The organism is Chromobacterium alticapitis, assembly GCF_002924365.1.
Taxonomy (GTDB): Bacteria; Pseudomonadota; Gammaproteobacteria; order Burkholderiales; family Chromobacteriaceae; genus Chromobacterium; species Chromobacterium alticapitis.
The window spans coordinates 94,625-106,097 of sequence record NZ_PQWB01000042.1; the positions used below are offsets into that span (position 1 = coordinate 94,625).

At 65.2% G+C, this 11,473-nt stretch carries 10 protein-coding genes, 1 pseudogene and 2 riboswitches; of the genes and pseudogenes, 4 read left to right on the plus strand and 7 right to left on the minus strand.

Translation table 11 applies throughout. The features are described from left to right. Window positions 1-63 precede the first annotated feature (63 nt). Window positions 64-230, minus strand: a riboswitch (M-box (ykoK) riboswitch). 273 nt (window positions 231-503) lie between these two features. After that, the gene (locus C2I19_RS11275; protein WP_103902789.1) at window positions 504-1,280 is read left to right on the plus strand and encodes an HAD-IIA family hydrolase; all 777 of its coding nucleotides are present in this window, start codon (window positions 504-506) and stop codon (window positions 1,278-1,280) included. Between the two features lie 5 nt (window positions 1,281-1,285). Here the strand turns inward: C2I19_RS11275 and C2I19_RS11280 are convergent, their stop codons facing one another. Then, window positions 1,286-2,326, minus strand: coding sequence for a GGDEF domain-containing protein (locus tag C2I19_RS11280; protein WP_103902790.1), 1,041 nt, complete (start codon window positions 2,324-2,326; stop codon window positions 1,286-1,288). Between the two features lie 125 nt (window positions 2,327-2,451). On the opposite strand from C2I19_RS11280, the gene C2I19_RS21995 reads away from it, so the two are divergent. Continuing rightward, window positions 2,452-2,613: a hypothetical protein gene (locus C2I19_RS21995; protein ID WP_158253697.1), complete on the plus strand. Its 162-nt coding sequence runs from the start codon at window positions 2,452-2,454 to the stop codon at window positions 2,611-2,613. On the opposite strand, the gene C2I19_RS11285 is transcribed toward C2I19_RS21995, so the two are convergent. From C2I19_RS11285 to C2I19_RS11300, 5 genes are all read right to left on the minus strand, one after another. Next, a complete protein-coding gene (locus C2I19_RS11285; protein WP_103902791.1) occupies window positions 2,607-3,611 on the minus strand; it encodes a hypothetical protein in 1,005 nt (334 codons plus the stop codon). The genes C2I19_RS21995 and C2I19_RS11285 overlap by 7 nt on opposite strands. 176 nt (window positions 3,612-3,787) lie before the next feature. Next, a complete protein-coding gene (locus C2I19_RS11290; protein WP_103902792.1) occupies window positions 3,788-4,984 on the minus strand; it encodes a phenylacetate--CoA ligase family protein in 1,197 nt (398 codons plus the stop codon). Beyond that, window positions 4,981-5,886: a glycosyltransferase family 2 protein gene (locus C2I19_RS11295; protein ID WP_158253698.1), complete on the minus strand. Its 906-nt coding sequence runs from the start codon at window positions 5,884-5,886 to the stop codon at window positions 4,981-4,983. The genes C2I19_RS11290 and C2I19_RS11295 overlap by 4 nt, the downstream gene beginning before the upstream one ends. After that, the gene (locus C2I19_RS22000) at window positions 5,883-7,103 is read right to left on the minus strand and encodes a hypothetical protein (protein ID WP_158253699.1); all 1,221 of its coding nucleotides are present in this window, start codon (window positions 7,101-7,103) and stop codon (window positions 5,883-5,885) included. The genes C2I19_RS11295 and C2I19_RS22000 overlap by 4 nt, the downstream gene beginning before the upstream one ends. Window positions 7,104-7,128: 25 nt before the next feature. Next, the gene (locus tag C2I19_RS11300) at window positions 7,129-7,956 is read right to left on the minus strand and encodes a hypothetical protein (protein WP_103902794.1); all 828 of its coding nucleotides are present in this window, start codon (window positions 7,954-7,956) and stop codon (window positions 7,129-7,131) included. A gap of 358 nt (window positions 7,957-8,314) precedes the next feature. On the opposite strand from C2I19_RS11300, the gene entS reads away from it, so the two are divergent. Beyond that, window positions 8,315-9,586: an enterobactin transporter EntS gene (gene entS / locus C2I19_RS11305; RefSeq protein ID WP_103902795.1), complete on the plus strand. Its 1,272-nt coding sequence runs from the start codon at window positions 8,315-8,317 to the stop codon at window positions 9,584-9,586. Between the two features lie 100 nt (window positions 9,587-9,686). On the opposite strand, the gene C2I19_RS11310 is transcribed toward entS, so the two are convergent. Then, a complete protein-coding gene (locus tag C2I19_RS11310; protein ID WP_103902796.1) occupies window positions 9,687-10,976 on the minus strand; it encodes a voltage-gated chloride channel family protein in 1,290 nt (429 codons plus the stop codon). A 79-nt stretch (window positions 10,977-11,055) separates the two neighbouring features. Further along, window positions 11,056-11,119, minus strand: a riboswitch (Fluoride riboswitch). Between the two features lie 135 nt (window positions 11,120-11,254). Here C2I19_RS11310 and C2I19_RS22480 point away from each other — a divergent pair. Further along, a pseudogene (locus C2I19_RS22480) lies at window positions 11,255-11,473 on the plus strand (IS1595 family transposase); the annotation flags it as partial.

Sequence of the window (11,473 nt, forward strand, 5' to 3'; positions counted from 1 at the left end):
CGTTAGCTGTTCAAACCGCAAACAGTTCTCTATGGGGGCGACAACCAGGAGGCGAGTGCAGAAAAGCGATCTCCGCGTCTAGGTTTTGGCACTATGCAACGTATCCGGGTGGGAAGTCACTTTGGGCTAAACCTTAATCCGATCAAGCCTGTCCTAACCTTGGGCGTCTCTCGACGTCGTCAGATCAGTGACCTGTGTTTGCATAGGAGCCTCGCCGAACGAGACACTGCATCATTTTTGATGTATTGGACGCCGCCGCCTGCGCGGCGCGGCGTCCTGCTGGCCGGGGTGTTTGCCCGCGGCCAGACAGGTCTGAATGCGGAAACGCGGTTTTGTTCCGAAGAATATTATTTTTTGATGATATATATGGACAGCATGGCCGGCGCGGCGGCGCTATGCCGGCCAAGCGTCGCGCCGCCATGCTATGCTCCCTCCGTCGCGGCGCCGCCGCCGCGGCCCGCGATCGTGCCCGCGCAGCCGGCACCAGAGTATCTGGACACACCATGAGCAAGAGCATCATTTCCGATATGGACGGCGTGATCTACCGGGGCAAGCAGCTGATTCCCGGCGCGCGCGAGTTCGTCACCCGCCTGATCGAGAGCGGCACGCCTTTCCTGTTTCTGACCAATAACGCGGAGCAGACGCCGCTGGATCTGCGCTTGAAGCTGGAGGGCCTGGGCATTCCAGGGCTGACTGAAGACAACTTCATCACCAGCGCGATGGCGACGGCGATGTTTCTGAAAAGCCAGACGCGCAAGGCCATGCCGACCGCTTATGTGGTGGGCGGCGCCGGCTTGATCAACGAGCTGTACAATGTGGGCTTCTCGATTTCCGAATCCCACCCGGACTACGTGGTGGTGGCCAAGTCGCAGACTTTCAGCTTCGAACAGATCAAGAAAGCGGTGCGCTTCATTGACCAGGGCGCCAAATTCATCGGCACCAATCCGGACATGATAGATCCCATAGAGGGCGGCTACGAGCCGGCTGCCGGCACCTTGCTGGCCGCGATCCAGGCCGCCACCGGCAAGAAACCCTATATCGTGGGCAAGCCCAATTCGCTGATGATGATGCTGGCCACGCGCAAGCTGGGCGTGCATCCGGAAGAGGCGGTGATGATAGGAGACCGCATGGACACCGACATCGTCGGCGGCTTGGAGGCCGGCATGTGCACGGCCCTGGTGCTGTCCGGCGTGTCTACCCTGGAATCGATGGAGCAGTTTCCGTATCAGCCGGATTATGTATTCAACAGCGTGGCGGACATTGATCCGCACGTGCTGTAAGGGCGTCAGGCGGCGTAGGATTTGATGTTGCCGCGGCCGTCGCGCTTGGCTTGCAGCAGCGCCTCGTCGGCGCGGCCCACCAGCTCGCGCGGCGTGGCCGCGGCGTTTCGGAAGCAGGCGGCGGCCACGCCTATGCTGGCCGATAGCGGAAAGCTGATATCGTCGGACTCGACCGGGGAGGAGCGGATTTTGGCCAGGATCTCGCCAGCCCGCTTCTCCGCCTGCGCCAGGCTGGTGTCCGGCAGAATCACGAAGAATTCGTCGCCGCCGAAGCGCGCCACGCTGTCGTAGGCGCGCAGGCAGGAGGTGATGCGCAGGCTGAATTCTATCAGCGCGCGGTCGCCGTGCAGGTGGCCGTAGTCGTCATTGATATTTTTGAAGTAGTCCAGGTCTATCATCATCACCGCCAGCTCGCCCTGCTGGCGCTCGGCGCGCGCCGCCTCGCGGGCCAGCAACGCCTTGCCGGCGGCGCGGTTCCAGATGTTCAGCAGCGGGTCCAGCATGGACTGGCGGCGGGCTGCGTCCAGCTCGGCCACGATCTCCGCCTGAGCCTCGCCCAGCTGGCGGTTCGCCAGCGCCATCTCCACCCAGGCGCCCAGATCGTCCAGGCTTTGCCTGTCGTCTGCCGACAGCTGCCGCGGCTGGGTGTCTATCACGCACAGCGTGCCGATGCGGAAGCCTTCCCAATTCTTGATCGGCCGGCCGGCGTAGAAGGCGATGCCGGGCGCGCCGGTCACCAGAGGATTGTCGTGGAAGCGCTCGTCGCGGCTGGCATCCGGCACCACGAGCAGTTCGTCGCTGAGGATGGCGTGGCCGCAGAATGAGGTGCGCCGCTCGGTCTGCCGCAGCTCCAGTCCGCTGCAGGATTTGAACCACTGCCTGTGCTCGTCTATCAGCGAAATGACGGCGATGGGCACGCGGAACAGCCGCTTGCTCAGTCGGACGATGCGGTCGAACGCCTCTTCGTTGGGCGTGGACAGGATTTGCATGCGGCGCAGCGATTCCAGTCTTTGCTGTTCGTTTTCCGGAATGGGCGCGGCTAGCATGGCGGTCTCCTGCGGCGGGCGATGGTTGAGGGGCGGCGGAATGAACCTGCCGACAGTATAAGCCGGCCGGGTGGCTGCGCGTCAGCGTATGGACGGGGGGGCTGGCTTCGCTTGCAGGCGATATCGTGCTGGTCAGGGGAGAGTCCGAGAGCGAGGTGGCGCGCTGGGCTGCGGAGGCCCCCTTCCTGTGGGCCGGCGTCGCCAGCTGCGAGATCATCGCCTGGACGCCGGCCCTGGCCGCGGAGGGATGGCCTGGTGATGAGGCCGCGGCGGCTTGGCCTCAGTAGCTGAGATTGGCGACGCCGGGGGCCGCGCTAGCGTTCAGATTGCAGCCGGCCTGCTGCAGCACGTTGGCCTGCCAGGACAGGCCCTGAGTAATCTGCCGCTTATTGGCGTCGAACAGCTGAATGCCGGCGAAGCTCATGCCGCCGTCGCTCGGGTAATGGCCGCAGCTGGACACGCCGTACACTTCCAGCACGCCGCCGAAGGCCCAGTTGAAGGTCTGGCCGTAGTTGCTGGTGCGGTTAAGCGCGCTGGACACGTTTCGGGTGAGGTCCTGGGTGTTGATGTTCCAGGAGCTGCAGGTGGCGGCGCCGGCTGCGCAATTGTTCTGGACCGTGCCGACGATCTGGTCGCCGCTGGCCACCGCCTGCGGTGAGCTGTAGTTCACCGCGCCGTTCTGGCAGCAATTCCAGCTGGCTATGGTCCAGCGATTGTCATTGAAGGCGTTCCAGCCCAGAACGGGCTGCAGGATGCTTTGCACGTCGTTGTAGTCCTGCAAGCCGGGGAAGAAGTAGACCACCTGGCCGGCGTAGGCGGCCGGGTTGGCAGGTACGGTCCAACTGGCGTTGATGCCGCCATAGGCCGATGAGGTGGTCAGCTCGGTGTCCAGCACCCAGCCGTTGATGGCGCTTTGAGTCGCGGTAAGCGCAGTTTGCGGCGCGGGGCGTTTGTCGCGCGGGCCTATGGCCTCGCCGCGCAGGGTGTAACGGACATGCTGGCAACTGGCGCCGGCGCGGACGGCGCCGTTCGCGCCGCGGATGCTGCCGTCGGCCTGCACGCTTTCCCGGGGCCGGATTTCCTGCACGCAGGCGGGGTGGAAATAGCCGAATGGGGTGATGAGGTAATCGGCGGGCACGCCGGCCGGCCGCGGCGAGGCGGCGGCGCGGGTCAGGCTATGCGGGGGTTCTGGCGGCGCGGCTTGGGCCAGGGCGTGGCAGGCGGCCAGCAACGCGGCGGCGCCCAGCAGTCGTTTGATCCATATCTTGCCATTTTGGAATGCCATGCTTGCTCCTAGAGTGGGATGGAAAAGCAGTCCAGTTGGGGGAACTCGAGCGAGGCGCGGCCGGCCCGGCTGAGCCGGGTCTTGTTGACTGAGGTTAGTCGTTGCCGGGGCGGGGGCGGCTGGTCTATCTGTCAGGCGAGCGCAGCTTGACTGGGCCGGACGGGAAGGGCGGACAGTCAGCGTCTGAGATCTAGCAGCGGCGGCGCCTTGCTGGTAGCGGGGTCCAGCCGCAGTTGTTCGCGAGAGGCCATGCGCAGTTCGAACGCGCCGGGATTTTCCGGCTGGTTCAGCATGGCGGCCAGGGCGGCGCGGATGCCGTCGGGCCGGCAACGCTTCGCTTCATCCACCAGTAGCAGGGTCAACCTGTCCCGTCCGGCTGCGTCGAACGATAGTTGCAGCTGGAAGGCCTCCGCCGCCGCGGCCAGCCTTTCGAACGTTTCCAGTTCGAAGTTCAGCTCATTGAAGCGGAAGGAGCGGCTGTCCCGCCCTCGCAGCTCCAGATAGCGTACGCCTTGGCGCTCGGTCAATCTCCCTATATCGCCCAGGCAATAGCGGAACACGGGAAAGCGCCGTCGCCAGCCGTTGCTGACGGCGATGCGGCCATAGCCGTCGCGGTCTGCGTCCAGTATCTCCACCACCACCTGCGGAATGATTTCGAACAGGCCCGGCCGCGCGCTGGCGTCGCCCCAGGCCCATATGCCGGTTTCCGCGCCGCCGTACAGCGACCACGCCTGTCTTGTTCCCAGCGCCGCGCGCAGCCGCTCCATGGTTGACGACCGCATCAGCTCGCCGCCGTATAGCAACTGAGGAATGTCCAGCGCGACGCCGCGTTTCTCCAGATGGCTGGCGAAGGCGGCCAGGCGAGACGGCGTGCCCATGATGTGGCTGGGTTGAAAATGGCCGGCTATGGCCTGAATCTCGCTGTCTTCAGCCTGCGCGCTCATGGCCAAGGTTGTGGCGCGGCATCGCTCCAGCATGTCGTCCATGATGGCGGCGCTGCGGTACAGGCTGGCGTAGCCGAACAGGTTCAGCGCCACGCTGCGGGCGTCGAACATGCCCGCGTCCAGCAGGCAGTGGGCCAGGGCTTGGCGCTGCGCGTGGTTCTCGGCGATATCCACCGGAAAGATCAGCGGCGTCTGGCTGCTGCCGGCGGAACGCACGAGATAGACGCCGCCCCCGGGGTCGGCGCCCGGCTGGTAGCCGCTCAGCGCATCGCGCAGGGCATGCTTGTCCATCGCAGGGGCTTGGAAGGCGTCGCGAACGCCTCGGAGGACGTCGCGGTAGAACGGGTGCCGGCTGGCCTGTTGGAAGCATTCTTGCAACAGGGCGTCAGGGTCCGGGCTGAGCCAGTGGGCGGCGCGGGGGGCGCTCATGACGCCATTCCCAAGCTATTCAGCAGCGCTCCGTGATGGTTCAGAAAATCTCCGCGCTGAATGGGGCAGGACAGGGCGTTCATTGCGTAATCCAGCCAGCGGCGCGCCAGCATGCGCATCAGCCGGACATCGTGCGCGTCCTGACTGCCGGCATAGCGCAACAGGGCGGGCGGCGGGGCCAGCGCGCGCCAGTCCGCGCAGCCGCGGTGCGAGAGGCTGTCGGCGACGATGCGGAAACGGATTAGCGGTTCCGAGATCAGGCCGGCGCGGGCGCCGGGTTCGGACGAGACCCGGCGCAGCACGCGGTACCAGAAGTCTATGCCCTCGTTCAGGCGAGCGGACGCGTCGTAGCGCTCATGCTCCAGCCAGCGCCGCCTCGCGACGACATTGCTGGCGCGGCCCATGAAGAAATCCGGATGGCCGGCGGCGCGCAATGGGTCGGGCAACAAGTGGACGCTGTCGGCCAGCGTTTGCAGCTCGCCGCTCAGCCGCGAGGGCAGAGGGAAGCGCTCGGCCGCCGGCGCGCTGTCGAAGCCCAGCACGGCCAGTTCCAGCTTGTGCGCGCGCATGCAGTCCGCCACTTTTTGCAGACAGTCCGGGCGGTAGCGGTCGTCGGCGTCGAGAAAGCTCACCAGTTCGCCATCGGCGAGGGCGAGGCCCGCGTTGCGGGCAGCGCCGGGGCCGGCATTGTCCGGCAAGCGGAGCATGCGGCATGCCACGCCGTCCAGTTCCGCCGCATGGCGGCTCAGCGCGCGCTCCGCCTCCTCGGCGCTGCCGTCGCTGCTGGCATCGTCGACGACGATGATCTGGTGCGGCCGCTTGCGCTGGCGGGCTAGCGAGGCGAGGGTGTCCGCGATATAGGGACGCTTGTTGTACAGCGGAATGATCACAGAATGCTTCATGCCGCCACCATGGTTGAATACAGCTTGCCGCGCCGTTGGTGGACGTTGATGACCAGTTCGTCCGAGCCGCGGAACACGCCGGGGCCGTAGCTGGTGCCGTTGCGGCAAAGCTGCATGCCCACCAGGCGGATGCGGCGCTGGCTTGCCGGGTCGAGGAATTCGCGCTGTTCGATGTAGTCCTGGAACATGTAGCGGGACCATTGCCGCAGCACCAGCCGCCGCCATTCCTCCTCGCCGCAGGCGTGGCGCACGCGCGCGCCCAGGCCGCGTCCGCCGCTGCTGAGTTTGGCTATCAGGCGCTCTGGCCGCTGCAGCAGGGCTTCCGCTTCCGGTTGGCTGGAAACGATGTGGGTGGGAATCAGGAAGGGCTGCAGGACGGCATAGTCGGCGGCGGGCAGGTAGTCGCGCATGATGGAGACCTGGTTCAGCACGGCCAGCACGCGCTTGTCGTGTACCAGGATGAGGGTGCGCACGTCGTTGAAGTAGGCGCCGGTTTCGATCAGCCGCGTCAGCACGGCGGGGGGGAGCAATGACAATTCGCTGCGGTCCATTTCCAGTATTGCCTGGTCCACGGTCTGGTCGCGCACGCGCAGCTGCCCGCCGCTGCAGCGCAACTCGAACGGATGGGCTTGCAAAAAGCGCGCGCCGGATCGTCGCAGCTCGTCCGCCAGCAGGAAGATTTCGGTTCCAGGTTCGCGCGCGTGCACGATGACCGAGGTGCTGCCGGAGGGGTGCAATTCGCGCAGCGCGTCCAGGAAGGCGTCGTATCCCGGCTGGCGCTCCGTCGGCTCCGCGGAGATCTTGTCCAGCAGATGGCTGATCATCCAGCCGTTCAGCGGGTAGCGGGCGCCTATCTCGCAAATGCGCGGCTGGCCGTCCCGGTCGTAGACGAAGTCCGGGCGGTAGAAGCCTGGGTTGTAGCGCTGGCCCGACGCGCGTTGGAGAATGCTTTCCAGCTCAGGAGGCAGGCCATAGACGGCGCGGATGCGCTCGTCGCGGAAATATTGCGCCACGATGGCGCGCAGCGCGGTGTCCAGCACTCGCGCCAGGCCGCGCAGCCGTTCCAGGTATTCGGGCGTCACCATGACGCGCAGCCGGGACACCTGCTCCGGGGGGACCAGCGGCGGCTGGCCCAACAGGCTGGCGAGAGGCGCCGCGGCACAGTCGTCTTGGTTATTCAAGCCGAGCAGCAATGCATGCGGAGAATGATCGGTCATGACTGGGCCTCCTGGCGCGGCGGCTTCACGGCGCCGGAACGGCGCTTGGACTGAGGGCGCGCGGCGCCACGGCTTCCAGTACGGCGGCCTTCTTGTCCAGATAGTCGCCGACGATGTCGTCCACGCCGTAGCGCTCGAAATCCACCCCCATCGCCCGGCCGTAATGGCCGATGGCGTCCAGCGCGTGGAAGAAGTGGTTTTTTTCAGTCGGACCGCAGTGCACGCTGATCCAGCCCAAGGTGCGGATGGCGTCGCGCTCGGAGAATTTCAGATCGCGCAGCAGCCATTGCCGGAACAGCGGCAGAATGAATTCCACTTCGCCATGGGTATAGATCTCGTGCGCCAGCGTGGTCAGCAGCGCGATGGCCGGATCGGGATCGCGCAGCGAGTTGTGATCCTTCCAGGCCTTGAAGGCCTGGGCGCTGGGGTGCAGGTAGTCGCGCGACAGCCACAAGTCGTCGCCGACGATGCCGGTGGCCATGTTGTAGAACAGCTGCGAGTGCAGGATCTTGTGCGTGACCGCCAGGTCTTCGTCGACGATGCGGTTCAGGCTGACAATGGCGCGCAGCAGCGCGTTTTGATCGGCGATTTCGCGGCCGGTATGCACCAGTAGGGTGAGGCGGTTGCTGATGCCAGCCACCGTCATCGCGCTGTTGTTGGTCTGGCTCCAGCTGTGGAAGAAGCGGCGCAGAACGGCTGGAGAATGGTTGCCCGAGGCGAAGCAGCGGAAGCCGGCTTCTATGGCGGAGAAACGGTCGCCGCGGCTGCCGAAGGCGTTCAGCAGCTCCTGTTTCAAATGGGAGGAAGGCATGTCTGCCAGGACCGGGTTGATGATGGCGCTCAGGCTGTTCATGGGCGGCGTCTCCTTGTCCGCGCTGCTACGCGGGGGCGGTTGAGGGGGCGTCTGCGGCTGGAGTGGATGCGCGACTGCGGCAGGAGTCGCGCCATCCTGATCGCCTGGACAGTTGAACGTTAGGTTTGGCTGGCCGGAATGGATATAAGTGCTTGTACGGTCTTGCCTTCCACGGGTTTTGAACTAGTTGGCCTAGGATGGTTGATTGGGAGGGCTCTAGCCCAACAAATAAAAATGATTCCCAATATCAATTGTAGAGTGCTACCATGCCAACCGCCAGCAGCGACGAAACCGCGCAGCCCGCTTCGTTCCCGCTTTGGCGCATCTGCCGTTTCCGTCGAATCCTTGTGTTGAAAACATGAAAAAACCTTCTATTTTCGTTGATTTCAGCCTGCTCAGGCTCAATCCGCATTTCCGCTCCATCTTCATCGCCCGCATGATTTCGGTGTTCGCTTTCGGCATCCTGATGGTGGCGGTGCCGGTGCAGATCCACCAATTGACCGGCTCCGCGCTGCAAGTGGGGGCGGCGATGGCGCTGGACGGCCTGGGAATGTTCGCCGGCTTGATGTGCGGCGGCGTGCTGGCCGACCGCATGGACCGGCGGCGGCTGATCCTGCTGGGCCGCGGCGCCTGCGGCCTGGGCTTCCTGGCGTTGGCGTTGAATGGCTTCATGACCCGTCCGTCCGTGCCGGCGCTGTATGCGGTGTCCGCCTGGGATGGCTTCTTCAGCGGCATAGGCATCACTTCTCTGATGGCGTCGATTCCCGGCATCGTCGGCCGCGACAAGCTGGCTGCCGCCGGCGCTTTGAGCATGCTGACCATGCGATTGGGCGCCGTGCTGTCGCCCTTGCTGGGCGGCTTGATCGTCGCCGCTGCCGGCGTTAACTGGAACTACTTGCTGGCCGGCTTGGGCACGCTGGCCACGCTGATTCCGCTAAGCAGGCTGCCCGCGCTGAAGCCGCAGAACGTAGAGCCCCCGCATCCGCTGCGCGCTTTGCTGGAGGGCTTTTCCTTCCTGCGGCAAAACAAGGTGGTTGGGGCTGTGGTGGCGGTGGGCACGCTGCAGACGCTGCTGAACGCGGTGCGGGCGCTGTATCCGGCGCTGGCCGAGGATGGCTATGGCGGCGGCGCATTCGAGGTGGGGCTGATGTATGCGGCGGTGCCGCTGGGCGCCATGCTGGGCGCTTTCACCAGCGGCTGGGTGGGCGGCTTGCGCCGTCCCGGCGCGATGATGCTGGGCTGCGTGACCGCGTCTTCCCTAGCTGTCGCCTCGCTGGGGGCGGTTTCACAGCTGGGCTGGGGACTGGCGGCGCTCGCCGCGCTGGGCTACCTGGGTTCCATCGCTTCGCTGCTGCAGTTCACGCTGGTGCAGCAACAGACGCCCGATCATCTGCTGGGGCGTGTCAACAGCTTATGGAACGCGCAAGACGTGGCGGGCGACAGCTTGGGCGCATTGGGCCTGGGCGCGCTGGCGCGCGCGCTGGCGCCGCTGGCGGCGGTGGCCTGGTTCGGCACAGGCGCTGCTGCGGCGGGCTTGCTGCTGAGCTTGGGCTTGGGTTCGCTGCGCCGTTTGAACGGCGGGCAGCAGCCGGAGGCGTTGAGCGAGCCGGCAGGGCTGGGCTCTTCTTGAGGTCGAGGCAGCTCCGTCCAAACCCCGGCAGGGCCATGGGCGGCGCGTCATGGCGCGCTGCCGCGCGCTTTTGGCAGCGCTGGGGCGGAGGCGGCCGGTTTCAGCGTTTGTCCGAGCTGGACGCGGCTGCAAAAAGCTCCGACAACCGCCCGCCCTCAGGCACGCCGCGCCGTTTGGCGTGGCCCACGCGCTGGGCGCGGTAGATGCCGGTATGGCCGGAGCACAGATAGCTGACCACGCAGGCCAGCGCCGCATAAACGCCGATTTCCGGACCGAACAGCTCCATCGCCATCATAGTGGACGCCAGCGGCGTATTGGCCGCGCCGGCGAATACGGCGACGAAGCCCATGCCGGCCAATAACGGGAACGGCAGTTGCAGCAGCGGCGCCAGGGCGTTGCCCAAGGTGGCTCCGATATAGAACAGAGGCGTCACTTCTCCGCCCTTGAAGCCGGCGCCCAGTGTCATCACGGTGAAGGCTAGCTTGCCGACGAAGTCATACGCCGGCAACGGTTGCTGGAACGAGGACACGATGGTGGGAATGCCCAGGCCCAGATAGGCATCGGCAGGGAGCAGCGTGGCCGCCAGCGCGACGATGGCGCCGCCCAGCAGCGGGCGGGCTGGCGCGAAAGTCACATGCCGCTTGAATTGGGCCGAAATCGCGTGCGTCGCGTCGGCGAATAGTTTGCCGACCAGGCCGAAAGCCACGCCGGCGATGACCGAGGCGGCCAGTCCCCAGCCGCTCAGCTTGGGAATGAACGGAATATGGTAGTGAGTGTGATGGACGCCCCAGGCCTGCCCGACCAGATCCGCGACGATGGCCGCGGCCATGCACGGCAGGATGGCGTCGTAACGCAGGCGGCCTATGGCCAGCACTTCCAGGCCGAAGATGGCGCCTGCCAGCGGGGTGCCGAATACCGAGGCGAAGCCGGCGCTGATGCCGGCCATCAGCAGAATGCGACGGTCTTCGGGCCCGAGCGGCAACAGCCGGTTGAGTTGATCGGCCAGCGCCCCGCCCATCTGCACCGCGGTGCCTTCGCGTCCAGCCGAGCCGCCGCATAAATGCGTGGCCACCGTGCCGATCAGCACTAGCGGCGCCATCCGTAGCGGAATCGTCTTTTTCGGATCGTGAATTTCGTCGATCAGCAGATTGTTGCCAGCCTCCACATTGCGTCCCAGCCGCCAGTAGGCGAGCCCGACCAGGAAGCCGGCTAGCGGCAGCAGCCAGAGCAGCCACGGATGGGCCAGACGAGTGGCGGTTGCCCAATCCAGCGCGAACAGAAAGAAAGCGGAGGCCGTGCCGGCGAGGGCGGCGGTCAGGGCGGAGAGCGCAATCCACTTGGCGAGATGCGGCAAGATGACGACAGGCTCGGTAAATTTGTTGGGAGTCATGCGTGTCCAGTGCTTCAGGAATTGAACAAGCCTGGACGGGAGAAGGACGAATACGCGCCCACAGCTTCCCGATCCAGGGAATACCGTAGGCATCATCAGCTTTTCAGGGCGGTTACAGGAGGAATGCCATCTCCAAGAACCGCTCATTTTACAAGAGCATGTGGTGGCGCGCAATGGAGGGTGTAAGAAAAGGAGAAAAAACCGGGCAAAAAAATGGCTATGTCCCAATTCCGTGTTGGGAGCTATGCTGAATACGGTAGCAGACCGGGAGCAACGCCATGGATGCCCAAAGTTTTCAGCGTTTTCTTGCCCAGCTGGATCAACTCACCCTCAAACAGCGGAGTCTGTTGTCCTCCGCTCTCAAGCACCCCACTCACCATGACGCCGTTCAGGACGCCTTTCCCGACCTGACGGCTTGCCCACACTGCCAGGCCGAGGCCAACCAATTGGCGTTATGGGGCTGGAGCCGAGGCCTGCGGCGTTATCGCTGCAAACAG

Excerpts from the sequence above, each read along its gene's own strand:
- C2I19_RS11275 (WP_103902789.1), top strand. The coding sequence starts at position 504 with ATGAGCAAGAGCATCATTTCCGATATGGACGGCGTGATCTACCGGGGC.
- C2I19_RS11280 (WP_103902790.1), bottom strand. The coding sequence starts at position 2,326 with ATGCTAGCCGCGCCCATTCCGGAAAACGAACAGCAAAGACTGGAATCG.
- C2I19_RS11285 (WP_103902791.1), bottom strand. The coding sequence starts at position 3,611 with ATGGCATTCCAAAATGGCAAGATATGGATCAAACGACTGCTGGGCGCC.
- C2I19_RS11290 (WP_103902792.1), bottom strand. The coding sequence starts at position 4,984 with ATGAGCGCCCCCCGCGCCGCCCACTGGCTCAGCCCGGACCCTGACGCC.
- C2I19_RS11295 (WP_158253698.1), bottom strand. The coding sequence starts at position 5,886 with ATGAAGCATTCTGTGATCATTCCGCTGTACAACAAGCGTCCCTATATC.
- C2I19_RS22000 (WP_158253699.1), bottom strand. The coding sequence starts at position 7,103 with ATGACCGATCATTCTCCGCATGCATTGCTGCTCGGCTTGAATAACCAA.
- C2I19_RS11300 (WP_103902794.1), bottom strand. The coding sequence starts at position 7,956 with ATGAACAGCCTGAGCGCCATCATCAACCCGGTCCTGGCAGACATGCCT.
- entS (WP_103902795.1), top strand. The coding sequence starts at position 8,315 with ATGAAAAAACCTTCTATTTTCGTTGATTTCAGCCTGCTCAGGCTCAAT.
- C2I19_RS11310 (WP_103902796.1), bottom strand. The coding sequence starts at position 10,976 with ATGACTCCCAACAAATTTACCGAGCCTGTCGTCATCTTGCCGCATCTC.